Annotated in this window: 17 protein-coding genes; 9 read left to right on the plus strand and 8 right to left on the minus strand. The window is 39.0% G+C overall.

The window, feature by feature from the left end; translation table 11 throughout:
- Positions 1-119: 119 nt before the first annotated feature.
- The 8 genes from SOP96_RS14530 to kduI form a co-directional block, all read right to left on the minus strand.
- On the minus strand, positions 120-1,736 hold the full coding sequence (locus tag SOP96_RS14530; RefSeq protein ID WP_326321650.1) for a UxaA family hydrolase: 1,617 nt from the start codon (positions 1,734-1,736) through the stop codon (positions 120-122).
- Positions 1,737-1,741: 5 nt separating this feature from the next.
- Positions 1,742-3,205 carry a tagaturonate reductase gene (locus SOP96_RS14535; RefSeq protein WP_326321651.1) on the minus strand — a complete coding sequence of 488 codons (1,464 nt, stop codon included), beginning with the start codon at positions 3,203-3,205 and terminating at the stop codon, positions 1,742-1,744.
- Positions 3,206-3,528: 323 nt separating this feature from the next.
- The gene (locus SOP96_RS14540) at positions 3,529-5,061 is read right to left on the minus strand and encodes an MFS transporter (protein WP_326321652.1); all 1,533 of its coding nucleotides are present in this window, start codon (positions 5,059-5,061) and stop codon (positions 3,529-3,531) included.
- Positions 5,062-5,213: 152 nt separating this feature from the next.
- Positions 5,214-5,873, minus strand: a complete 660-nt coding sequence (locus tag SOP96_RS14545; protein ID WP_326321653.1) for a bifunctional 4-hydroxy-2-oxoglutarate aldolase/2-dehydro-3-deoxy-phosphogluconate aldolase — start codon at positions 5,871-5,873, stop codon at positions 5,214-5,216.
- 55 nt (positions 5,874-5,928) lie between these two features.
- Positions 5,929-6,933, minus strand: coding sequence for a sugar kinase (locus SOP96_RS14550; RefSeq protein WP_326321654.1), 1,005 nt, complete (start codon positions 6,931-6,933; stop codon positions 5,929-5,931).
- A 372-nt stretch (positions 6,934-7,305) separates the two neighbouring features.
- Positions 7,306-8,703, minus strand: coding sequence for a glucuronate isomerase (gene uxaC, locus SOP96_RS14555; RefSeq protein ID WP_326321655.1), 1,398 nt, complete (start codon positions 8,701-8,703; stop codon positions 7,306-7,308).
- A gap of 17 nt (positions 8,704-8,720) precedes the next feature.
- Entirely contained in the window at positions 8,721-9,503 is a 783-nt protein-coding gene (locus SOP96_RS14560; protein WP_326321656.1) for a gluconate 5-dehydrogenase, read from the minus strand.
- Between the two features lie 7 nt (positions 9,504-9,510).
- Positions 9,511-10,347 carry a 5-dehydro-4-deoxy-D-glucuronate isomerase gene (gene kduI, locus SOP96_RS14565; RefSeq protein WP_326321657.1) on the minus strand — a complete coding sequence of 279 codons (837 nt, stop codon included), beginning with the start codon at positions 10,345-10,347 and terminating at the stop codon, positions 9,511-9,513.
- A gap of 867 nt (positions 10,348-11,214) precedes the next feature.
- On the opposite strand from kduI, the gene SOP96_RS14570 reads away from it, so the two are divergent.
- The 9 genes from SOP96_RS14570 (at position 11,215) to SOP96_RS14610 (ending at position 25,296) form a co-directional block, all read left to right on the plus strand.
- A complete protein-coding gene (locus SOP96_RS14570) occupies positions 11,215-14,232 on the plus strand; it encodes a SusC/RagA family TonB-linked outer membrane protein (RefSeq protein ID WP_326321658.1) in 3,018 nt (1,005 codons plus the stop codon).
- A 10-nt stretch (positions 14,233-14,242) separates the two neighbouring features.
- Positions 14,243-16,078, plus strand: a complete 1,836-nt coding sequence (locus tag SOP96_RS14575) for a RagB/SusD family nutrient uptake outer membrane protein (RefSeq protein WP_326321659.1) — start codon at positions 14,243-14,245, stop codon at positions 16,076-16,078.
- A 78-nt stretch (positions 16,079-16,156) separates the two neighbouring features.
- Entirely contained in the window at positions 16,157-17,179 is a 1,023-nt protein-coding gene (locus SOP96_RS14580; protein WP_326321660.1) for a pectinesterase family protein, read from the plus strand.
- A gap of 31 nt (positions 17,180-17,210) precedes the next feature.
- Positions 17,211-18,623, plus strand: coding sequence for a pectate lyase family protein (locus tag SOP96_RS14585; RefSeq protein WP_326321661.1), 1,413 nt, complete (start codon positions 17,211-17,213; stop codon positions 18,621-18,623).
- A gap of 107 nt (positions 18,624-18,730) precedes the next feature.
- Complete coding sequence (locus tag SOP96_RS14590) at positions 18,731-19,984, plus strand: glycoside hydrolase family 88/105 protein (protein ID WP_326321662.1); 1,254 nt, start codon at positions 18,731-18,733, stop codon at positions 19,982-19,984.
- Positions 19,985-20,041: 57 nt separating this feature from the next.
- Positions 20,042-21,685 (plus strand): glycoside hydrolase family 43 protein, encoded by a 1,644-nt coding sequence (locus SOP96_RS14595; protein ID WP_326321663.1) that lies wholly within the window; start codon positions 20,042-20,044, stop codon positions 21,683-21,685.
- Between the two features lie 38 nt (positions 21,686-21,723).
- Positions 21,724-22,569, plus strand: coding sequence for a rhamnogalacturonan acetylesterase (locus SOP96_RS14600; protein WP_326321664.1), 846 nt, complete (start codon positions 21,724-21,726; stop codon positions 22,567-22,569).
- 1 nt (position 22,570) lies between these two features.
- Entirely contained in the window at positions 22,571-24,238 is a 1,668-nt protein-coding gene (locus SOP96_RS14605) for a glycoside hydrolase family 28 protein (protein ID WP_326321665.1), read from the plus strand.
- Between the two features lie 149 nt (positions 24,239-24,387).
- Positions 24,388-25,296: an alpha/beta hydrolase gene (locus tag SOP96_RS14610; protein ID WP_326321666.1), complete on the plus strand. Its 909-nt coding sequence runs from the start codon at positions 24,388-24,390 to the stop codon at positions 25,294-25,296.
- The last annotated feature ends 23 nt before the right edge of the window (positions 25,297-25,319 follow it).

Consider the following 25,319-nt stretch of genomic DNA (forward strand, 5'->3'; position numbering starts at 1 on the left):
TTTGACGATACAAGCGTGTGAAAAGATAGATGGCATTTGGATTTAAAACAACAAAAAGAAAATGCTCCCCGCCGAAGCAGAAAGCATTTTCAACCCTAATATCTAATATAACTAACTTATTACAAAGAGACCCCTCGTCTCCATGGAATAAAATCATTCTGATTTAATAAGCCGGCTTTGGTTTTGACTTCACCGCTTGCTACTTTGATGATATATTCCAACAGCTCGTCTGCCGCTTCGGGAATGGTTTTATCCCCACTGATCACAGTCCCTGCATTAAAATCAATGATATCCGGCATTTTCTCTGCCAATGCGGTGTTGGAAGAAATCTTTACGACCGGGGCAATGGGATTTCCCATCGGTGTTCCGAGACCTGTGGTAAAAAGAACCACTGTTGCACCGGAACCTACTAAAGCGGTGGTACATTCGGCGTCGTTTCCGGGGGTACAGAGAAGATTGAGTCCTGGTTTCGTGGCATACTCCGTGAAATCAAGCACTTCCACAATCGGTGCTGCTCCACCTTTTTTGGCTGCTCCAGCCGATTTCATAGCATCGGTAATCAGTCCGTCTTTGATATTTCCCGGCGAAGGATTCATATCAAAACCGGAACCTGCCGCAACAACAGATTGTTCAAAATCTTTCATCAGCTGAAGGAATTTCACACCGTCTTCATCGTTGATACAACGATTCACTAACTCCTGCTCTACTCCACACAGCTCAGGGAATTCGGCTAACATTGTGGTTCCGCCAACGGCTGCCATGATATCGGATACTTCTCCTAAAACAGGGTTTGCGGAAATTCCTGAAAAACCATCTGATCCGCCACATTCCAAACCGATATTCAGTTTGGTAATGGGTGCCGGTTTTCTTTCTATATTATTAGCTTGTTTAATGCCTTCGTAAGAATCTTTGATGACGCCGGTCAGCATTTCATCAATCGTTCCTGATTTTTGCTGTTCGTACACGACAATCGGTTTTTTGTTATTGGGAGCCAATGTGTGAAGGGCGTCCATAAAGATCTGCACCTGAAGATTCTGGCATCCTAAGCTGAGAACGGTAGCTCCTGCCACATTCGGGTTGTTGACATATCCTGCAAACAGTCTTCCCAAGGCTTCGGCATCCTGACGGATTCCGCCGCAGCCGCCTTGGTGCGTGATGAACCGTACATTTATATTTTTAAATATTCTTGTATCTTCTTTCTCTTCTACTGCAATATCAGAAGTTTCGCCGCCATTTAGCAAAGACCTTAATAACAGCTGATGTTTGCTTGCTTTTTCATGCAACAGTTCTTTTTCAAAAATGTCTTTCAGCGTTTCGATATTTTTGTTCTCGCAAAATACCAGAGGAAAGAAGAGCCATACGTTTTCCGTCCCCACCTGCCCGTCTTCCCGGTGATAGCCCATGAAAGTACGGTCTTTCCATTTGTCGACATTCGGTGGATTCCAGCCTAATGTTTCTGTTTTGCCTTCAACTTTGGCGCTTTGGTGCTTTACGTTTTCTGTTGTGATTACCTCGCCTTTTCTGATGAACTGATTCGCTTTTCCGACGATTACCCCGTACATGATGATATGATCGCCATCCTCAAAATCTTGCGCTGCAAATTTATGTTTGGCTTTAATATCTTTTATTACTGTATAGTCTGTTCCGTCAAGATGTACCGATTCTCCGGCAGGCAAATCCAACAGCGCTACAATAACGTTGTCTTTCGGATTTACTTTCAGTACTTTCTTTTGCATGATTTTTACGAATTAAATGCTACAAAATTGTTATATGCCGTTTCCATATCATTATGATCGATCTCGTATAATGCTTTGGCAACTGCTGTTTTCAATCCTTCAACCTGAGTAAGATCGGTGTCCCAAAATGAAGTTTCGGAAAGTGCCAGTTCAGCCACTTTTTCGTAATCTTCGTTTCTCCAGATTTCTTTAAATTTAGCAATAATTCCGGCTTCATCATTCAACGGAAGGTTTTTTTCGCCATAACTTCCCTTGTAGAATCTGATTAAAGATGCCAAAGAAAAAGTAATATTTATTGGTAATTTTCCGGTAGTTTCAACGTGCGTTAATAAGCTGGGCAATACTCTCACTTTAAATTTAGAAACGAAATACAAAGCAATGCTCGCCAGATAATGCTTGATGAATGGATTCCTGAAACGGTCAAACACTTCTTCCGCAAAATCTTTCAGTTCAGTTTCCTCTAAGCCCAATGTAGGATTAACTTCATTAAAAACGGCATCACTTAAAAACTTTCCGATAAACGGATTATCAATGGATTCTTTCACTGTTTCCTGTCCTGATAAAATTGCAGGAGCCAGCATCAGAGTATGCCCTCCATTCAAAATTCTGACTTTTCTTAAACGGTACGGCTGGATATCATTCACCACCAGAATCTGCTCGTTGATCTTGTTGAATGGGATTTTTTCATTTAAATTTCCGGCATCCTGAATAACAAAAAGCAGGAAGCATTCCGAAACCACCATCATCTGGTCTTCATAATCAAGCTGATCTTCATAGGTTTCTACGTCATCTTTAGGATAACCGGGAACGATTCTGTCTACCAATGTATTATGGAAATAATTATGTTGGTTAATCCATTGCACAAAATTATCTTCTAAATTCCAAAGCTGTGCATATTTCAGGATAATCTCTCTTAATGCAAATGCATTGTTTTCAATTAATTCGCATGGGATAATTCTCAACCCTTTATCTGCCGCCCCGTTGAAATGCTTAAATCTTTCGTGGAGTAAAACCGTAACTTTCGCAGGAAAATTCCTGTGCGGGCCTTCATAAGAGGTTTCAGTTTCGTCATAAGCAATTCCGGTTTCCGTTGTGTTTGAAAATACAAATTCCAGTTCTTCTTCTTTTGCCAGCGCTAAGAATTCATCGTAATTAGCATAAGGATTAATAGACTTCTGTATGGCAGAAATCACCTGCTTTTCATCATGAATTTCTCCTTTTTTAATTCCTCTTGTAAATAAGGTATACAAATTATCCTGCTCTTCCATTTTCTGAATGGAGCCATTGGGTGTTGCCTGTAAATTGACAATTCCACCTTTCCAGTTTGTTTCTTTATTTAATTTATCAATGATATAATCGGTGAATCCTCTCATGAAATTCCCGCCACCAAACTGTATGATTTTTATGGGAAGCTTTTCCTGAAGATTGTTTAATTCACGATTTAATTTTTGTTTTATCTGATTTTCCATTTTTTCTGATATTGTTGCGATTTTTTTAAACGCAATGAGCGCAAAGGTTTCTTTTAAAACTCAATGTATATTTTTTAAGTTCGCAAAGGCGTTTCACTTAAAATAAAATAACAGAGAGTTTATTTTTTACTTTCTATATTATTTTTAACCGTTAAGATGTATTAAGATTTATGATGAGTTAAGAGAAATAAATTTCTTAAGCATGCTCTTATATTTGCTTGCAAAGTCTTAATGATTTTAACTTCTTACATATTCTTAACGGTTTATTTTTAATCAAACCTTCAAGGTTTTTGAAACCTTGAAGGTTTAAGCTTGTTGTAAGTTTATTTTATCACTTTATATTTCGGAACTAATGTCTTCATTACTGTCCAGGCGATTAAGTAAGCAACCGCGCAGATTGAGAAAATGATCATATAGCCTTTATCAATTCCGTCTACCACTACAGCTCCTGACTTTTCCAGTTTCTCGAAGAAGCCGTCGGGTAATCTTTCATTAATATACTGCGGATATTTTTCCATTAAAGGAACACCGTCTACGGTTGACCATGCTTTATGCGCATGATCGAATAAAAGCCCGGATGATTTATTGATTAAAAAAGAACCGATTCCTCCTGCCATTCCACCAATTCCGGTGATGGTGGCGATGGCTTTTTTCGGGAACATATCGCCAACAGTTGAGAAGATATTCGCAGACCAAGCCTGATGCGCTGCGCCAGCTACGCCGATAATTAAAACCGGAATCCAATAGGTTACAGAACCTAATGGCTGAGCCAGTAAAGCCAGCAAAGGGAAAAATGCGAAGATCAGCATGGCTTTCATTCTTCCATTGTAGGCATTCATTCCTTTTTTTTCTACAAAATATTTCGGGAGCCATCCCCCGATGATGGAAAACAAAGTAATCATATATAATACAAATAACGGGAACGCGCTTTGTGTGGAATCCATTTGATATACAGAACTTAAGTAAGCCGGAGTCCAGAATAAAAAGAACCACCAAACACCGTCGGTCATGAATTTTCCAAATGCAAAAGCCCAGGTTTGCCTGTAGCTGAAGCATTCTTTGAAGGTGAATTTTCTTTCTTCAGTCTGAGGTTCAGCTTTATCAGTAACAATTTCTTCCTGATCCTGATTGATATAGGTTAGCTCATGTTCGTTTACTTTATGATGCTCGTGAGGTTTTTTATAATAAAACACCCAGAGTCCCATCCATACAAAACCTAAAGCTCCAATAATGATGAATGCCCACTCCCAGCCCATTGATTTCGCAATGAAAGGAATAGTAATGGGTGCAGCCAAAGCTCCGACTGTTGCCCCTGCATTCCAGATACTGGTGGATAAAGCTCTGTCTTTTTTGGGGAAATATTCTGCCGTGGTTTTAATAGCTGCCGGAAAATTCCCAGCTTCACCGATAGCCAGTACGAAACGGGCAAAGATGAACAGCGAAACACTGGTACTGATAATTGCGGATGTATTGGAAACCGTAGCAATCAATTCTTTTGATCCGTGGAAACCTGCCGTCCAGTTTCCGGTAAGAATTCCTGATGTGGCAATACCGCAGAATGCATGTAAGACAGCCCCTACAGACCATATTCCAATAGCCCAGAGAAATCCTTTTTTGGTATCCATCCAATCGACGAATTTACCGGCGAAAAGCATTCCAACTGCATAAAATATAGAAAATAAAGCGGTTATATTTCCATAATCGTTATTGTTCCAGTGAAATTCCGGAGCAATGAAATCTTTCCACGTTAAAGATAAAACCTGACGATCCAGATAGTTGATTGTTGTGGCAATGAACAGCAGGACACAGATAGTCCACCTGAAATTTGTAGGTTTAAGTAGTTTAACTGAACTCATATTGATGTTTGAATTAGTTTAGTTTTAATTTTTATAATGCTTTTTAATGCAAAGTCGGCAAAGCTTTTTTTAAATCTGATGCATACTTTTAATTTCTCAACGGCGTTTCACTTAGCCTAAGATCAGAAGATGTTTACTTTCGTTAGTCATTATTATTTTAAAATTCTGATAATTTCCAGAACTTTTTTTGTTTCATTTTCAATGGTTGCATAATCTTTAGCCGCCATACGTTCTTTGCTTATCAGCTTGCTTCCCATTCCCACTGCGGAAACTCCGGCTTTGAACCAGCTTTGGATGTTTTCATGCGTTGTATCTACTCCACCCGTTGGCATAAATTTCAAATTTGGGAAAACATCTTTTATGGCACTCATAAATCCTGTTCCCAACGCATTACCGGGGAATAGTTTAATGAAAGTTACCCCTGCATTCTCCGCTTCAATGATTTCCGTGGGCGTCATACAGCCCGGACTATACAAAATATCTTTCGGAATTAAAAATGCCGCAACTTCCGATACAAACCCCGGACTGATAAAGAAATCTGCTCCGATGTTATAATATTCCTCAGCCTGCTGCAGATTTTTTACCGTTCCGATTCCCAACAGCATATCCGGCATTTCCGCATCGCGGATTTCTACCATTTTCCTGAAATTATTTAATGCCGCTTCACCACGGCTTGTATATTCCACCGCACGGATTCCGGCTTTGTACAATGATCTCAGTATTTCTAAGGTTACCGTTTCATCATCATTATAATACAGCGGTAAAATCCCCTGATTGATGATGGTATTGGTAATGGTTTGAATTTTTGTCATTTTGTTTTTGTTTTTGGAGCCGTGTTAGAGCTTAAAGCTCTAACACGGCTGGCTCTTATCTTTTTATTCTTCCTCCTGAATTTCCACCCATCACTTCGAGGATATCTTCTGCACTGCTGTAGTTGATATCACCTAAAATGGTATGTTTGATCGCACATGCTGCGTTGGCAAAATTCAAGGCTTTTTCATCATCGAAATTGATTAAACCGTAGATCAAACCTGCTGCAAAAGCGTCACCTGTTCCGATTCTGTCTACTACAGGATTTACTTCAAGCAATTCTGTTTCAAAATAATTTCCATTAACCATCGCCCTTCCCTGTGTTTGCTGAGAACTTGCAGTAACACCAATTCTTATTTTATCGAAAATTTTATGGATGGAGGGGCACTGTTTTTTTAATTCTTCACAAGCTTGGATAAAGCCATTTTTGTCTGGTAAAAACTGAGTCTCTAAAATTTCGTTGATTTCGTTAGTTCCTCCGATGAAAATTGTTGACAGGGAAACGAGTTCTTTCAACACTGCATTGCCTTTTTTGCCATATTTCCAAAGGTTAGAGCGGTAAGCCGGATCCGTTGTAATCTCAACACCCATTTCACGGGCAGTCTGCAGACCTTTCTTCAGTGCTTCATAGGCTGCTTCTGAAATTCCCGGGCTGATGCCTGTCCAGTGAAAATAATCACAACCCTCCAAAGCTTTTTTCCAGTTTATCTCTTCAGGTTGAATATTGGCAAAAGAACCGTTTAACCTGTTGTATGCAATCCTGCTTGCCCGAACTGCTGAACCTGTTTCTAAAAAGTACAACCCTAAAGGATGTTCGTTTTTAGAAATAAAACGCGTATCAATTCCAAAGCTTTTCACAAAAGAAAGCGCTGATTCCCCGACAAAATCATCGGAAATGCTGCTGACGTGTCTTACCTCGCATCCCATCGTCGCCAATGATGAAGCGACATTAAGTTCCGTTCCGCCGAAAAAAAATTCCATCTCGTGGCTTTGCTTCATGGTTCTGTTTCCGGGTGGCGAAAGCCGCATGATGATTTCACCGAAAGTAAGTATTTTACCCATAACTTTTACAAACGTTAATTTTTTTGAATATCTGCTGCTGTTTTAAACGCAAAGTCTGCAAAGATTTTCTCTTAAAACTCGATTATATTTTTAAGTTCACAATGGCGTTCTACTTAAATAAGACCACAAAAAGTTATAGATATTCAAATTGTTTTTTATTTAACCATTAAGATTTTATTAAGGAGTTTAGAATCATTAAGTTGAACCTTGCTTTAAGTGTTTTTGCTGAATTAAAATGTTTGATTTTGCCTTAATCAAAACTTAGCTTCTTAATTCTTCTTAATGGTTTAAAATGTATTTGAGTCTCTCGCAGATTAAGCAGATTTGAAATAATCTGTTAATCCGCCAATTCTACGATAGACATTATTAAATTTAAAAATCAAAATAATTTTTAGCGTTATAATAACAAATATCAGAAATTATTTTTCCGACATGCTCTATATCGTCTGGTAATTCTCCGTTTTTCATTTCTTCTCCGAAAAGGTTACACAATACTCTTCTGAAATATTCATGTCTCGGATAGGAAAGGAAGCTTCTGGAATCCGTAAGCATTCCTACGAAGCAGCTGATCAGTCCCATATTGGAAAGCGCATTCATCTGTTTAATCATGCCGTCTTTCTGATCGAGAAACCACCATCCTGAGCCGAACTGCACTTTTCCTTTGATACTTCCATCATTGAAATTTCCGATCATGGTTGCAAAAATTTCGTTATCGGAAGGGTTTAAATTATATAAGATGGTTTTCGTTAATTTATCTTTCCCGTCCAGCGCATTTAAAAATTTAGATAAATTTTCTGCCTGAACAAAGTCTCCGATAGAATCCCAACCCGTATCCGGTCCTAAAATTCTATGCATTCTTTCGTTATTGTTTCTGAGTGCTCCTAAGTGGAACTGCTGAACCCAACCGTATGTATGGTAAGCTTCACCTAAGAATAGTAAAATGGCTGTCTTGAATTGGTTGACCTGCTTTTCAGCGATAACTTTTCCATTCAGTTTATCATTGAAGATTGCGCATACTTCAGCTTCTGTAACCATTTCAAAAGAAATATTGTTCAATCCGTGATCGCAGAGCCTGCATCCGTTTTCATGGAAATATTCAATTCTTTTTAATAAAGCGTCGCACAATGTCTGGTATGAATTGATTTCAATACCGGCAGCTTCGCCTAATTTTGAAAGGTAATCTGCAAAGTTGTGGTTTTCAATTAAAATCGCTTTATCCGGGCGGAAGGCAGTACTTACTTTGATAGAGAAGTCACTTTTTGCCAGATCCTGATGGTAATTGAGCGTATCTGTAGGATCTTCTGTAGTACATAGAGATTCTACATTCATCATTTTCAATAATCCTCTGGTGGATTTTTCAGGAGTCTGAAGCTGTGCGGTGATGTTATCGTAAATTTCCGAGGCATTGTGTTCATTCAGCAATTCATCAATTCCGAAATATCTTTTTAATTCCAGATGTGTCCAGTGGTATAAGGGATTTCTCAACGTGTAAGGAACCGTTTTTCCCCATGCCTGAAATTTTTCTTTGTCTGAAGAATCTCCGGTAATGAATTTTTCGTTTACGCCTAAGGTACGCATGGCTCTCCACTTATAATGGTCGCCGGCAATCCAGACTTTGGAAATATTTTCGAAAACAGTATCTTCGGCAATATCTTTAGGAATCAGGTGATTATGATAATCAATGATCGGTTGTTTTTCTGCAAATCTGAAATATAGTTCTTCCGCGTATTTACTTTGTAATAAAAATTGATCTGTTATAAAAGGTTTCATTCTTTGTAATTCTGTTGTTATTCATTAGCAGGCTTCCCGATGGTTGCGAGAATTCCTCCATCAACGTAAATGATCTGTCCGTTAATGAACTTACTTGCGTCAGAAGCCAGAAAAATAGCTGTTCCTGCAAGATCTTCAGGATTTCCCCATCTTCCTTCCGGAGTTCTGCTGATGATAAAATCGTTGAACGGATTTCCATCTACTCTGATGGGTTCTGTTTGTGATGTTGCAAAATATCCGGGACCGATACCATTCACCTGAATATTATGTTTTGCCCATTCTGTTGCTAAATTTTTGGTAAGCATTTTCAGGCCTCCTTTTGCCGAAGCATACGCTACCACATTATCGCGGCCAAGCTCGCTCATCATTGAACAGATATTGATGATTTTTCCGGATTTTCTTTTGATCATGTATTTTCCAATTAATTTGGACATGATAAAAGGTCCCGTAAGATCTACATCGATTACTTTTCTAAAGTCTTCTACTTCCATATCCACAGCCGGAATACGTTTGATAATTCCTGCGTTGTTGACAAGGATGTCGATTTTTCCGTGGGTAGCTTCCATCAGGGCTACTTTCTGGGCGGCTTCCAATTCGTCCGTTACATCGAAGATATAACCGGTTGCTTGGTATCCTTTTGAATGATAATAGTCTAATGCGTCTTCCAATTTTGACGGCGTTGTGCTTGTGATGGCCAGTTCTGCTCCAGCCGCCGCCAATCCTTCAGCCATTGCCATTCCCAATCCGTGGGTTCCGCCGGTAACGACTGCAACTTTACCGGATAAATCAAATAAATTCATTAGAAAATTACTTTAGTTCGTTAGTTTTAATGCCATCCATATCTCCATAATCCATGTTTTCACCGGCCATTCCCCAGATAAACGTATAATGGGAAGTTCCCACTCCTGAATGGATTGACCATTCCGGTGACAATACCGCCTGTCTGTTGGTCATAAAAATGTGACGGGTTTCATGAGGCTGTCCCATAAAGTGGCTTACGGTTTGCCCTTCTTCAAGATCAAAATAAAAGTACGCTTCCATTCTTCTGGTATGAGTATGTGCAGGCATTGTATTCCACACGCTACCAGAATGAAGTTCCGTCATTCCCATCTGAAGCTGGCAGGTTTCCAAAACAGAATTTACAATAAGTTTGTTAATGGTACGTTTGTTGGCATATTTTTCTTCGCCTAATTCTACGATTTCGGCTTCATTTTTTGTAATCTTTTTATTCGGATAACTGTAATGCGCCGGCGCAGAATTGATGTAAAAGTATGGCTGTTCATCACCTGCTTTTTCAAAAATCACATCTTTAGCACCTTTTCCGATGTATAAAGCTTCCTTGTTGTTCAGCTCGTACACTTCACCGTCTACCGTTACTGTTCCTGCTCCGCCAACATTGATGATTCCCAATTCTCTCCTGTCAAGAAAATTTTGGGCTTTCAGATTATCGGTTGGCTCCAGTTTTAAAGGTTTTGTTGAAGGCATAACACCTCCGACAATCAGTCTGTCATACATCGAATAGACTAATTTTATCTGGTCTTCATTAAACAAATCATTGATTAGAAACTCCCTCCTGAGCTCTTCTGTAGTATATTTTTTTACATCTTCAGGGTGATGGGCGTAACGAAATTCTGATTTTTCCATACTTCTTACTTTTCTTTTTTTGCGGTTCTGTCAAAACCTGTTAAACATTGCGTAATCGATTGCATAAATTACACTAAAATTACTAGAAATACTTACGGCATAAATATATAACTATTCTTCAAAATCTTAACAAAAATTTAATTTAATTTCATAATATATTGATTTTCAATTTAATAAAAGATTATTATTTTATTAAATTTTTAGTATTAAAACGATTTTAAAAATAAAATATCACCGAAATAAATAACAGAATTGAACTATAATTTAAAAATACTTCTGAAAAATTAGTTAAAAATGACTTTAATAATCTTAATAAAAAAATTGAAATCGATATCATATCTATACCGATAATAATTTTAAGTTAAAACATAAATAATTTTGCTAATGAAGAAATGTGAAAAGATGATAAAAATCAGTAAAGCGCAATAAATTTTAATTCTTACTATCAATTTTGGTAAATATTTTACTGTTTAAAAGCTGCAATTTTAATTAAATTTTAAGCTAAAAATTATTCATCAATAATCTTTTTCACCATTTTTTTTATTGCTTAAATGTTTAAAACAAAAACTATCAATATACTGATTTACAATATTATATTTAAATAATTTCTTTTAACATTTCTTTAAGATGAATAACTTTTGAACCTTAATTAATAAAAAAATAATATTTTTTTCTTTGCATATTGGAAAATAATATTAGTTTAGAAGCCAAGATATTTATCACGAAAAATTACGCAATCGATTGCACAATGATAAGCGTTAATTTTTTGAAAATATTTTCCACTAAAAATAGAATACTTAAAAATCCACCATAAGAACAAAAATTGAAAAAAACTTTCAACCAAAATTAAAACTATAAGGATACAAAATGGATAAAAAAGTACAATCAGTAAAGTGGTTATACCTAACTGCCTTTCTACTTCCTGTCCTTGCTATGGCTCAAGAGAGAGAAACCAACAAGGATAAAGAAACAAAGATTGATGAAGTAGTTCTGGTAGGATATACCAAGGTTTCTAAAAAAGATGTCACTAATGCCGTTTCTTCAGTAAAGGCAGAAGCCATAAAGGATATGCCTTCCACCAATGCTGCGGAAGCCATTCAGGGAAGACTTGCCGGTGTACAGGTTTCCCTGAGTGAGGGATCTCCGGGAGCGGACGTAGATATCGTGATCAGAGGGGGAAACTCCATTACCGGAAGTAATGCGCCTTTATACATTGTAGACGGCGTTCAGATGGATAATGCGCTTACCATATTATCTCCGAAAGAAATTGAATCTATCGAAGTTCTGAAAGACGCATCTTCTACCAGTATTTATGGGGCGAGAGGAGCCAACGGGGTCGTAATGATCACAACGAAAGGCGGCCGAAAAAGAGCAAAAACTTCTATCAATTATAATGGATTTTTAGGCGTAAGAAAAATTCAGAATACAATTGATGTGCTGGATCCGTATCAGTATGTTCTTTATCAATATGAAATCTATAACAAGGGCGGTGTACAGACGGACATCGATGCTTTTAATACGAGATACGGAAGTTTCCAGGACATCGGAAAAAACTATGGCAATATTAAAAAAATTGACTGGCAGGACGAAGTTTTCGGAAGAGAAGCTTTCAATTTCACCCATAACATTGCCGTTTCAGGCGGATCAGAAAATTCTTCTTTCTCATTAACTTTAAATAATGTTCAGGAAGACGGAATCATGATTGGTTCAGGGTTTAAGAGAAATATGGCCAATTTTAAGTATGATTATGATCTTACGAAAAAGCTGAGCATGACCCTCAATGCAAGGTACAGCAGACAGACCATCTTCGGTGCAGGGACTTCCGCAACAGGTTCACAAAGTACCAACCGATTGAGAAATGCTGTGCGATACCAGCCTTTTGAAGGAGGGCCAGCCGAGAACATTGATGAGTTCGACCCTTTATTTGCGAATGAAACCAACCTTGTAAATCCTCTTATCCTTGCTGATAATGAGGTGAAAGAAAGCGGCAGAAATGACCTCTTGCTGAATGGCGTTATTGAATACAAAATCAATAAAGATTTTACCTTCCGAAGTGTTATAGGATACGTTCAGCGAGACGAATCCGTCAATCAGTTTTCGGGCGTGGTTACCAGTCTTGCAAGACAGAACAATGACCAGCCTGTTGTTTTTTTAAGCAAAGCCCAATCAAGAAGGATTACCAATACCAATACTTTAAATTTCAGGAAAACATACGGCAGTCATAAAGTAGATTTCCTATTAGGTCAGGAAACGGTAAAAACCGATGCCGAATCATTAACCATGAATATTAAATGGCTTCCGAAATCAATCAGTCCTCAGGAAGCATTTGCGAATATTCAGTCGGCCACCCCGCCTTCAGGATTGGTTCAGGACAATCCCAGAACAGAAGTGCTGCCGGATAGAATTGTATCGTTTTTCGGAAGAGCAAATTATATTTTTAAAAATAAATATATTGTAACAGCCTCCATGAGAGCAGACGGATCCAGTGTATTCGGTCCCGGAAACAGATGGGGCTATTTCCCGGCAGCTTCCGTTGCATGGAAGATTAATGAAGAGAATTTCCTGAAAGAAAGCAGCGTTGTAAGCGAACTGAAGCTGAGAGCAGGATATGGGCTTTCCGGAAACAACAGAATTAAAGCTTTTCTGTATGATACCTTCTTTACCACTTCATCAGATTACGGGTATGCTTTCGGGTCTAATGTAACACCGGGCGCAACCACCGGTAATATCATGGCTAATAAAAATGTTAAATGGGAATCGGCCACTTCAAAAAATGCAGGATTGGATTTTGGTTTGTTTAAAGGCAGAGTGTACGGTTCCGTTGATGTGTACCAGACCGATACAAAAGACCTTCTTTTGCTGGCGAAAATCCCACAGACAACAGGTTACGAATACCAATACCAGAATTCCGGGAGCACAACCAATAAGGGAATTGAGGTTTCAGTAGGAAGCACAATCATCAGCAATGACAACTTCACCTGGAAAATTGATGCTAATATTTCATCCAACAGAAACACCATTAAAAGTTTAGGAAGTAGTGCTTCTGCAAGTTCCAACTTTTACCTGTTTCCTTCCGGATGGCAGAATAACCTGAATGATTTCTTAGTGCAGGTAGGCAAACCTGTTGGTACTTATTGGGGATATGTAACCGCCGGAAGATATGAAATCAATGATTTTGATTATAACCCGACAACACAGGTTTACACTCTGAAAGCAGGCATCGCAAGCTCTGCCGCAGCCGCCAATGGCGCAAGACCGGTACAGCCGGGAGACCTGAAACTTGAAGACAGAAACGGAGACGGCGTTATCGACAATAATGATATGACGGACCTGGGAAATGCCCAGCCAAAATTCTATGGCGGATTTAACCAGACTTTCCGTTATAAAAACTGGGACTTGAGCGTGATGTTCAATTTCTCGGTGGGAAATAAAGTCTATAATGCTAATAAAATCGAATATTCTACACAATATCTTTACAGAGACAACAATATGCTGGCGGAAGTCGCAGACCGTTGGAGATGGTTTGATGATAATGGCGTAAAAGTAAATGATCCTGCCGCTTTGGCAGCACTGAATGCCAATACCACGCTGTGGACTCCGCCGGCAGGTGCTTATTTCCTTCATTCGTATGCTATCGAAGACGGGTCTTTCCTTCGTCTGAATAACCTTACCATCGGCTATTCTCTTGGAAAAGACTTTACCAAACAACTCGGACTTTCCAATTTCAGATTATATTTCACAATGAATAATGTATTTACTATTACAGGATATTCGGGATATGATCCGGAGGCAAATACAAGAAGAAATCCTTTAACACCTGGTGTAGATTATGCCGCTTATCCGAGAAGCAGATTCATTTTATCAGGAGTTGATATCACTTTTTAATCTTACTATCATGAAAAAAAATACATTTTTAGTAATCGTTTTTTCCATTGCAGGGCTTTTATCTTTTAATTCCTGCGAAGAATATCTGGATGTAGAAAGCTTATCCAATACCGCTGAAGAACAACAGTTTGATTCCGTTTCTGATACATTTTCCGCATTAGTGGGAGTGTACAACAGCACAATGGGTGACAATACTTACGGACAGAGAATGAACCTTATCCTCTCACAATCGGGAGACGACCTGAGAACTTCGGGAGATTATAATGCCAACGACAGAAGAGGTGTCAGCTGCTTCGGGGCCATTCCTACCAATACTGAACTTCTTAGACCTTTCCTTGATACCTATGCCGGTATTGAAAGAGCGAATCTTGTAATTAAAAACATTCCGCTTTCCCCGGTTTTCCAAAACGGTTCTGAAGAAGACAAAAAAATGATGAACAGGTATCTGGGTGAAGCCCTGACCCTAAGAGCTCACTTTTATCACGATCTTATCAAAAACTGGGGCGACGTTCCTTTCCAGGATGTTCCTTCTGCAGATCTTCCGGATCTTTATCTGGCTAAAACAGACAGAGACATTATTTATGATAAAATTCTGGACGATTTATTAAAAGCTGAAAGCCTGGTTCCGTGGAGATCAGAAGGCGGTACTACTGCTCAAAGAATTTCTAAGGCAGCCGTAAAGGGATTGAGAGCAAGAATCGCTTTGGCAAGAGGAGGATATTCGCTAAGAAGAAATCCTCAGATGATGATGCAGGGATCCAATCCTCAAAAATATTATCAGATTGCTTACGATGAATGTAAAGACATCATCAATTCCGGCCAGCATCAGCTTAACCCGAGCTATGAAGGATTATTCAGATCACTGCATACCAATACTCCGGATGCGACCAATGAAATTATTTACGCGATCGGGGCATTTGGAGGAAACTCAAGAACAGACAGTAAAATAGGATATTATAATGGGTTGAGACATGATGACACAGACTGGAAATCTTCAGGTGGTATTAATGCGATTCCGGTTTACTTTTATGAATTTACAAAGTATGACCTGAGAAGAGATGTAAATATTGCCATTTTCAGGGTAAGTACCTCAAAACAGGAAGAACTTCAGACGTCAATCAACTGGAACGACGGTAAATTCAGAAAATCGTGGACTTCCATTACAGGAACTTCTCAAAATCTTGGGATTGACTGGCCGCTGTTGAGATATTCCGATATCCTCCTCATGTTTGCCGAAGCTGATAATGAGCTGCACAACGGTCCGTCTCAGGAAGCAATCAATGCCGTGATGGCCGTAAGACAGAGAGCTTATGCGGGGAATTTAGGTCAGGTTGGAACTATTCCTACTGATAAACCCGGATTTTTTAATTATATCGTAAAAGAAAGAATGCTGGAATTCGGTGGTGAAGGATTGAGAAAATACGACCTCATCCGTTGGAATCTTCTGGAAACAAAGATCAATGAGACCAGACAGAAACTTACCCAGTTTATGAACGGAACAGGATCTTACGCCAGTGTACCGGAATATATTTTCTATAAAAAACCAGCTTCCGGTGTTGCCAATTATGCCCCTGCAAAAACAGCACAGCAAAATGTTCTGGATATTGATTTCTATCTCAACGGAATTACAAAAGCAGATATATTCTACAGTCCAAACCAAAGTATTGCAACCCCTTCGGGATATACCAAGGTAAACTGGAGACTGGCCATGACACAGGCCTACATCAGCGGAGATCCCGTGAAAAGCTATGCCTATTATTTCCAGCCCAACAGGAAAGAACTTCTGCCTATTGCAGCAGATGTAATTAATTCCAATTATAATCTTACACAGGATTACGGATACTAGAAAAAGTTTCACATTCATATCAGAAATACAGGCTTCTGCCAAATGGGGAAGTCTGTATTTTAACTCAAAAATGATGTAATGAAAAGCCTCATATTTTTAAAAAATTTAAAAGCATTTTTAATTATTATCACAGCAGCGTTCAATTTTCTTTCTTTTAAAACCGGCGACACCTTAATCGTGGTTTCAAAAGATGGGAAAGGTAATTTCAATACCATTCAGCAAGCTGTGGACATCGTTGAAAATGGTTCTTCCCAAAGAACGAAAATTTTCATTAAAGCTGGAACATACAAAGAAAAAATCATTATTCCCGAGACAAAAGGCCCTATTATTTTTGAAGGTGAAGATCCTGAAAAAACAATAATTACCTTTGATGATTTTGCTTCTAAAAAAAATCAGGAAGGAAAAGATATCGGAACTACAGGATCTGCAACCGTATTTATTTATGCTAATGATTTCACAGCTAAAAATATCTCCTTTGAAAACAGTGCCGGAAGAGTCGGCCAGGCTGTAGCAGTTTTAACGGCAGGCGACAGAATTGCTTTTGAAAACTGCAGGTTTCTGGGAAATCAGGACACTTTATATTTAAAAGGAACCCAGGATCTTGAAGATAAAACAAAACCTTCCAGAAATTATTTTAAAAATTGCTACATCGAAGGCACAACCGACTATATTTTCGGAGCCGGAACCGCTGTTTTTGAAAACTGTACGCTCTACTCCAAAGAAACGGCAAGCTACATAACGGCAGCGTCTACTCCAAAGGAAAACAATTTCGGGTTTGTTTTCATTAACTGTAATATTGCAGGCAATGCAAAAGAACATTCCGTATACTTGGGAAGACCCTGGAGGTCTTTCGCCAAAACGGTTTATATCAATTGTATGCTTAATTCAACGATAAAACCTGAAGGATGGCACAACTGGAATAAACCGGATGCCGAAAAGACGACTTTTTACGCAGAATATCATTCAAAAGGTTCAGGAGCGAATGATGCCTCAAGAGTCAGCTGGTCACATCAGCTGAGCAAGGCCGAAGCAAAAGAATATATCCCAGGTAATATCCTAAAAGGAAAAGATAACTGGAATTTTAAAAAAAATGTAAAATAATTCAGCCGCTCATCAGCAAATATGCTCAGTTATGAAAAAAAACTTCCGCATACTTTTACTAACAGCTATTTTTTTTAGCATTTCAAATGTTGCAGAAGCCCAGAATGCCATTAGCTTTCCGGGTGCTGAAGGGTTCGGAAGATACACCACCGGAGGACGCAGCGGTAAAGTGTATTTCGTAAGAAAATTGACGGACGACGGCTCGGAAGGAACTTTAAGATATGCTCTGGATCAAAAAGGACCGAGATATATCATTTTCAAAACAGGAGGAACCATTTATCTGGAATCTCCGTTAAAAATACGTGAAGGAAACGTAACCATTTCAGGGCAAACCGCTCCTGGAGACGGCATTACAGTGGCCAACTACGAAACTTTTGTAGCAGCAGACAACGTCATTATCCGGTATATGCGTTTCAGAATGGGTGATCTGAAAAATTATGAAGGTGACGCTTTAGGAGCAAGATTTATTAAAAACTTAATCGTTGACCACTGTTCCATGAGCTGGTCTACCGACGAAACAGTTTCCATATATGCCAATGAAAATACAACGCTTCAGTGGTGCATTATTTCAGAAAGCCTTAGAAATTCGGTTCATCAGAAAGGTGCTCACGGATATGGTGGTATTGCAGGCGGGAAATTCGCGTCTTTTCATCATAATGTTTATGCCCATCACGACAGCAGAAATCCCAGATTGGGAGAATATGCAGGAAGCAAATTTGCTTTAACAGACCTTATTGATTTCAGAAATAACGTCATTTACAACTGGGGACACAACAGCATATACGGCGGTGAAGCGATGAATGTAAATATCGTCAATAACTATTATAAGCCAGGCCCGGCCACGATAACGAGAAAAAGAATTGCCGCTATCGATAAAAATGAAAAGCCGGAAGTCGAAGTATATAATATCTGGGGAAAATTCTATATAAATGGAAATGTGATGGAAGGCAGCCCGGAAGTTACCAAAAACAACTGGACAGAAGGTGTTTTTAGCCAGATGAAACGTTACAGCTTAACAGATGAAGAAAAAAACAGGATCAGAATAAACACTCCGCATCATATCTACAACAATATAAAAACCCATTCTGCTGAAGAAGCCTATAAGTTAGTTCTGAATACTGCCGGAGCAAGTTTTAGAAGGGATATCGTCGATCAGCAAATTTTAAAAGATCTCAAAAACGGAAGCTTTACCCATAATGGATCCAAAGGAAGCAAAAACGGAATTATTGATTCCCAGAAAGATGCAGGCGGATTTCCGGATCTGAAAAACGGACAGCCTCTCCCCGATTCAGATATGGACGGAATGCCTGACGAATGGGAAATCAAAAACAATTTAGATCCAAAAAAATACAATGCCAACGGAAAAGATTTAGATAAAAGCTACGATAATATTGAAATGTATTTTAATGATATTGTACAAAGCATAACCGAAGCTCAAAATTAATATCTATGACACTTACGGTTTATCAAATTAAAAGTATGATGAAATTGAATTTGTTTAAAATGATAATGAAAAATGCCAAAAAAAACGATCAACTTTAAAGTTTAAAAATGAATAAAATTCAAAACCATATTAAGATTTTCACCATCACGGCTTTATGTTCAGGAACCTTTTTCTCCTGCGCTCAAAAGCCCTTACACCATTCCGGTGAAGCGAAAACAGTAACCACAACAGAAAAAATCCCGGTTAATCTTCCATGGTCGCAGCGAATGCTTCTTTCCGAAATGAAAAGATTTCCCGAAGCCTGGATGCTGGATTATAACAAAACTCCGAAATGGAGCTATCCTACCGCCATTGTTCTGGAAGGTGCCGAAAGACTATTTGAACAGACTGGCAATCAAGAATATTACCAATACATCTCTACATTTGGAGAAACCATGGTAAAAGAAGACGGAACTATTCTTTCCTACGATCTCTCAAAATACAATATCGACATGCTGAACTGCGGCAACGTTCTTTTGTATTTATTCCAGAAAGAAAAAAAAGAAAAATACCTGAAAGCATTGCAGACGCTCCGCTCACAGATTGATGGACAGCCGAGAACTTCAGAAGGAGGCTTCTGGCACAAGCAAATTTACCCTAATCAGATGTGGCTGGATGGATTATACATGGGAGAGCCTTTTTATGCTCATTATACCAGTATATTCAGCAAAGGTGCAGATGCAGAAAAAGCGTATAATGACATCGTGAATCAGTTTGATCTTATCCAGAAGCATCTGCTCGACAAAAAAACAGGACTACTCTATCATGCATGGGATGAAAGCAGAGAACAGCAGTGGGCCGATAAGAAAACCGGACTATCCCCGAACTTTTGGTCAAGAGCTATGGGTTGGTACGGAATGGCGATGGTAGACGTACTGGATTATCTTCCGCAGAATCATCCCGGGAGAACAAGAATCCTTGCTTACCTCAAATCATATTGTGACGCAGTGATCAAAGTTCAGGATCAGGAAACCGGACTTTGGTATCAGGTTTTGGATAAAGGCGGCGAAAAAGGAAATTATCTGGAAGCTACCGGCTCATCCATGTTCGTTTACACGATGAAAAAAGCTGTCAATAAAAAATATCTCCCGAAATCTTATGACGCTTATGCTAAAAAAGGGTACAACGGAATTATTAAGCACTTAATCACCGTTGATGAAAACGGAATGGTCAATCTAAACAGATGCTGCGCCGTGGCCGGTCTCGGAGGAAATCCGTATCGAAGCGGAACTTATGAATACTACATCAACGAAGAAATCCGTTCCAACGATCCGAAAGGAACAGGACCATTTATTCTGGCAAGTCTGGAATTTGAAAAATAATTTATTGCCGTTTGCGAATATCTTGTTAAAAATTGAATACAGATTAAAGATCTGATTATGAGAACAAAAAAAATTTTAAATATACTTTCAGTCACCGTTTTTTCAATAGCATCAAATTATCTGAATGCACAGGAAAAAAACTATGTTTCAGAAGTATGGGCGGCTGATCTGGGAAAAAATTATAAAAACCCGATTCTTTACGCAGACTATTCAGATCCGGATGTGATCCGTGTCGGTAATGATTATTACATGACCGCTTCAAGTTTCAACGAAGCTCCGGGATTACCCATTCTTCATTCCAAGGATATGGTCAACTGGAATCTGGTCAATTATGCCGTTGAAGATGTTCTTCCCGCCGAATATTTTTCCGTTCCGAGAAGAGGTGATGGAATCTGGGCGCCGAGTATGCGCTATCATAAAGGTGAATACTATATTTACTGGGGCGATCCGGATTTCGGAATCTATATGGTGAAAACCAAAGATCCTCTGATGAAATGGGAAAAACCTGTTTTGGTGATGGAAGGAAAAGGGCTGATTGATGCCTGTCCGTTCTGGGATGAAGACGGCAACGCCTACTTGGTTCACGGCTGGGCGGGAAGCCGCGCCGGAGTAAAAAGCATATTAACTCTCAACAAAATGAATCCGGAGGGAACAAAAATATTGGATAAAGGCATTCATATCTTCGACGGCCACGACAATCACCCAACCGTAGAAGGCCCGAAAATGTATAAAAGAAATGGTTATTATTACGTTTTTGCCCCGGCAGGCGGAGTTGCTACCGGATGGCAATTGGTATTACGTTCCAAAAATATTTACGGCCCTTACGAAGAAAAAATTGTTCTTGAACAGGGTTCCACAAAAATCAACGGGCCTCATCAGGGCGCGTGGGTAGATACGCCTTCCGGAGAAGACTGGTTTTATCATTTTCAGGATGTTGACACGTATGGAAGAATTGTTCATCTTCAACCGATGAGATGGGAAAAAGACTGGCCTGAAATAGGAATCGACACCAATAGAAACGGAATCGGGGAACCGGTTCTAACCTATAAAAAACCAAACATAGGACAATCCTACCCTGCTGTTGCCCCACCGGAAACCGATGAGTTTGATGGTGAAAAATTAGGCTTGCAATGGCAGTGGAGCGCCAATGAAAACATTGTGTGGTCATCCAAACTTCCGGGACAGAAATTTTTAAGATTATTCTCTATAAAAGTTCCCGAAGGCGAAAAAAACCTTTGGAAAATGCCTAATTTATTAACTCAGAAATTCCCGGCTCCAAATTTTACAGCATCAACGAAAGTGAAATTGATTCCCGAAGATGCTAAAGAAGGGAAAACCGCAGGCTTATTGGTAATGGGTGCAGATCATGCCTCTCTTGCTATCACCAACAAACCGGACGGATTTTACATCCAGCTGAGAAAAGCTGAAAAAGCAGAGAAAGGCGGTGAGGAAAAGATTGTAGCGGAAACAAAATTAAAAGGGAACGAAGTGTATTTAAAGGTAAATGTGAGCAAACCGAACGGTTTATGCCAGTTCAGCTATAGTGAAAACGGAAAAAGCTTTATGAAAATAGGAGAAGCTTTTCAGGCAAAACCCGGAAAATGGATCGGGGCTAAAGTAGGTCTGTACAGTGTAAGCACAACCAAAGCACCTCGTGGCGGATATGCCGATTTCGACTGGTTCAGAATAACTAAAAATTAACACCGGCCGATCGCAAAATAAATATTTTTAAAATATCAATGAGCAACAATTTTTTTTATATAGTTTCATTTTTATTGGCCGTTTTGCTGTTGTCAGGATGCGGTTCACAGAGCAACGTTCAGAAAACAACGGCAAAACGCGATAAAAAAGTTACGCATATTTACCTCATCGGAGATTCTACTATGGCAGATTATACGGGAGACTATGAACCCGGAAAAGACTATATGAAAGTACGCTATCCCATTACCGGTTGGGGACAGGCTTTTCAGCCGTTTTTTGCAAAAGACAGCCTAGCATCTTTAAAGCCTGCCATTAGAACAGATTCTGTAACAGTAATCGACAGAGCGCATGGCGGAAGAAGCACAAGAACTTTTTTCCAGGAAGGAAGATGGAGGTACGTTTATGAGCATTTGAAGCCCGGAGATTATGTCCTAATGCAGTTTGGCCACAATGACGGCTCAGAAAAGCATCCTGAACGATATGTTGATATTCAGGGATATAAAGAATTTTTAAGATTATTTGTTGACCAGACAAAACAAAAAGGGGCCAATCCCATTATTTTGACACCGGTCGCCCGAAATTATCCGTGGAAAGACGGAAAGCTGCAGAATGTTCACGGTGAATATGCAAAAGCTCCGATTGATGTAGCACTGGAAATGAACGTTCCGTACATTGATTTAAATAAATTGTCCATGGAATACTTTACAAGCAAAGGACAAGATTTCACCACGAATCATTACTTTATGAATTTACCTGAAAACACCTATGAAGCCTACCCTAAAGGACAGAAAGACAATACCCATTTTCAGCCGGAAGGTGCAAAAGCGGTTGCTTCAATGGTTTACCAGGAATTTAAAAAAATAATTACAACTCAAAAAAAATAAAATGAAGAAGTCTCTAAAAATGATCGGTTTGGCGGCAGCCTTACTATTTTCAGGCCAGATATATGCCCAAAACCAGGATATTTATAAAAACATTGAGTTTAAAATGCCTCAGGTAACGGAAACCTCATTTCCTGCCAATACGGTTTCTATTACGCAGTTCGGAGGAATTTCCGGAGGCACTGTAAAAAATACGGAGGCTTTCAGAAAAGCTATTGATGAATTAAGCAAAAAAGGCGGCGGAAAATTGGTTGTACCGAGAGGAATGTGGCTTACCGGTCCGATTGTACTTAAAAGCAATATTAACCTTCATGTGGAAGAAGGTGCATTTATCGTTTTCAGTAAAGATAAAGACGATTATCCTTTGTTAGACGTAAGTTTCGAAGGACTCAACACCATTCGCTGCCAGTCTCCTATTTCAGCAAAAAATGCGACGAACATCGCCATTACAGGAAAAGGGGTGATTGACGGAAGCGGCGATGCGTGGAGAGCTATTAAAAAAAGCAAAGTTTCCGAATCCCAATGGAAAGACATTGTAAAATCCGGTGGAATTGTATCTTCCGACGGCAAAAACTGGTACCCTTCAGAAAGCTATAAAAAAGGACTGGAAAGCAGCTCCAATTTTAATGTTCCGGATAAAATTTCCAAAGATGAATTAATTACCGTAAAAGATTTTCTCAGACCGGTAATGGTAAGCTTAGTCGGCTGCGACAAAGTTCTGCTGGACGGGCCGACTTTCCAGAATTCTCCTGCCTGGAACCTCCATCCTTTGATGTGCTCCAATGTTATTTTAAGAAACCTTACGGTAAGAAATCCGTGGTTTTCCCAAAATGGAGACGGTGTGGATTTAGAATCCTGTAAAAATGTTTTAATTTACGATAACACATTCGATGTTGGTGATGATGCGATCTGCATCAAATCCGGGAAGGATGAGGACGGAAGAAAAAGAGGAATGCCTACCGAAAATGTCATTATCAAAAATAATGTGGTGTACCATGGCCACGGAGGGTTTGTGATCGGAAGCGAGATGTCCGGTGGCGCAAGAAATATTCATGTTTCCGACTGTACTTTCATCGGTACCGATATCGGGCTGCGTTTTAAAACAACCCGTGGAAGAGGCGGAATTGTGGAGAATATTTACATCAAAAATATCGACATGATTAACATTCCGACACAGACGATCGGTTTTAATATGTTCTACGAAGGCGCATCTCCCGTGCTGGAAGACGGACAGAAAAAAGAAGGAAACAAAACCCCTGAAAAAGTGTTTCCGGTAACGGAAAAAACACCGGTATTCAGGAATATTTTCTTTAAAAACATCAATGCCGTCAATTCTGATGAAGCCATAACTTTATTCGGGCTTGCAGAAATGAACCTCAAAAATATTGTGATTGAAGATTCGCAGTTTGAAACAAAAAAAGCTTTAACCATTGCAGACGCAGACGGAATCCAACTTAAAAATGTAAAGCTGAAATACACTGAAGGAACGGGGGCAACGATTTATAACAGTAAAAACATCAACCTTTCAACGGTAAAATTTGAGTCTTCAAACAAACCTTACGTAAAAGTTTTAGGAGATAAAACGGAAGCAGTTTTGTTACCGAAAGAAATTGTGTCTGACAGGAATTTACTTTTCATTGGTGAAGATGTATCGAAAAATGCAGTTAAATAATGTATCAATAATTTAAACCATTGAGATTAATTAAGCTGTTAAGAATATGTAAGACAGCTTTATATTAAGATAAAAAATCATCATGATTTTCTTAATAAAACTTAACCTCTTTAATCTTCTTAATGGTTTAAAATTTAAAACTTGACAACATGATTTTTAACAGAAAACATACTTATATTTCTATTTTTTTAATGGGGACAATGGCATTCGGACAGGTAAAAAGGCCGAATGCCACTCCTTATACCAACGAAATTACGTTTGAAAAACTAAAAAAGAAATATTCTTTTTTAACCCCGATTGAAAGACCGGTTCCTCAAAATATCAACATTGATAAAGACGTAGAATACAAGAATATCAACGGAATTTCTTTAAAAGCAGATATTTATTATCCCAAAGACCAATCTAAAAAACATCCCGGAATAGCAATGGTGCATGGTGGTGGATGGATTTCCGGAAGCAGGGAAAATGAAAAATATATGGCCATGGAGCTGGCTTCAAAAGGATTTGTTGTGATCGCGATTGGCTACCGTTTGGCAGATGTCGCAAAATTTCCTGCCGGTGTGGAAGATATCGAAAACGGAATCCAATGGCTGAAAAAAAATCATAAAAAATATGCTTTAGATAAAAGGAAAATAGCCGTGTACGGAGAATCTGCGGGAGCACAAATGGCCACTTTGGTGGGTGTAAAACCACAGAATAAAATCCAGGCCATCGTGAATATAGACGGAATTGTTTCATTTATTCATCCTGAAGCCGAAGAAAGCACCTATGCAGCGTACTGGCTGGATGGCGACCGAGATGTCAATTTGAAAAACTGGACAGCCGCTTCACCTTTGGAATATGTTGATAAAAATACACCGCCAACTCTTTTCATTAACAGCTCGCAACCGAGATTTCATGCAGGAAGAGATGATATGATGAAAAGGCTAAAGCAATACAATATTCCAACAGAATTTCATGAGATTAAAGATTCACCGCACTCTTTCTGGTCGGCAGAACCTTGGTTTACGGAAACCCTGAATCTGACTGTTAATTTTTTAAATAAAGTTTTGAAATGATAAAGATTATGAGTCGGCTTACA

Source organism: Chryseobacterium salviniae (assembly GCF_035819015.1).
GTDB classification, from domain to species: Bacteria; Bacteroidota; Bacteroidia; order Flavobacteriales; family Weeksellaceae; genus Chryseobacterium; species Chryseobacterium salviniae.

Excerpts from the sequence above, each read along its gene's own strand:
- SOP96_RS14540 (WP_326321652.1), bottom strand. The coding sequence starts at position 5,061 with ATGAGTTCAGTTAAACTACTTAAACCTACAAATTTCAGGTGGACTATC.
- SOP96_RS14600 (WP_326321664.1), top strand. The coding sequence starts at position 21,724 with ATGAGCAACAATTTTTTTTATATAGTTTCATTTTTATTGGCCGTTTTG.
- SOP96_RS14545 (WP_326321653.1), bottom strand. The coding sequence starts at position 5,873 with ATGACAAAAATTCAAACCATTACCAATACCATCATCAATCAGGGGATT.
- SOP96_RS14575 (WP_326321659.1), top strand. The coding sequence starts at position 14,243 with ATGAAAAAAAATACATTTTTAGTAATCGTTTTTTCCATTGCAGGGCTT.
- SOP96_RS14605 (WP_326321665.1), top strand. The coding sequence starts at position 22,571 with ATGAAGAAGTCTCTAAAAATGATCGGTTTGGCGGCAGCCTTACTATTT.
- SOP96_RS14560 (WP_326321656.1), bottom strand. The coding sequence starts at position 9,503 with ATGAATTTATTTGATTTATCCGGTAAAGTTGCAGTCGTTACCGGCGGA.
- SOP96_RS14530 (WP_326321650.1), bottom strand. The coding sequence starts at position 1,736 with ATGCAAAAGAAAGTACTGAAAGTAAATCCGAAAGACAACGTTATTGTA.
- SOP96_RS14610 (WP_326321666.1), top strand. The coding sequence starts at position 24,388 with ATGATTTTTAACAGAAAACATACTTATATTTCTATTTTTTTAATGGGG.
- SOP96_RS14535 (WP_326321651.1), bottom strand. The coding sequence starts at position 3,205 with ATGGAAAATCAGATAAAACAAAAATTAAATCGTGAATTAAACAATCTT.
- SOP96_RS14550 (WP_326321654.1), bottom strand. The coding sequence starts at position 6,933 with ATGGGTAAAATACTTACTTTCGGTGAAATCATCATGCGGCTTTCGCCA.
- SOP96_RS14580 (WP_326321660.1), top strand. The coding sequence starts at position 16,157 with ATGAAAAGCCTCATATTTTTAAAAAATTTAAAAGCATTTTTAATTATT.
- SOP96_RS14570 (WP_326321658.1), top strand. The coding sequence starts at position 11,215 with ATGGATAAAAAAGTACAATCAGTAAAGTGGTTATACCTAACTGCCTTT.
- kduI (WP_326321657.1), bottom strand. The coding sequence starts at position 10,347 with ATGGAAAAATCAGAATTTCGTTACGCCCATCACCCTGAAGATGTAAAA.
- SOP96_RS14595 (WP_326321663.1), top strand. The coding sequence starts at position 20,042 with ATGAGAACAAAAAAAATTTTAAATATACTTTCAGTCACCGTTTTTTCA.
- SOP96_RS14585 (WP_326321661.1), top strand. The coding sequence starts at position 17,211 with ATGAAAAAAAACTTCCGCATACTTTTACTAACAGCTATTTTTTTTAGC.
- uxaC (WP_326321655.1), bottom strand. The coding sequence starts at position 8,703 with ATGAAACCTTTTATAACAGATCAATTTTTATTACAAAGTAAATACGCG.
- SOP96_RS14590 (WP_326321662.1), top strand. The coding sequence starts at position 18,731 with ATGAATAAAATTCAAAACCATATTAAGATTTTCACCATCACGGCTTTA.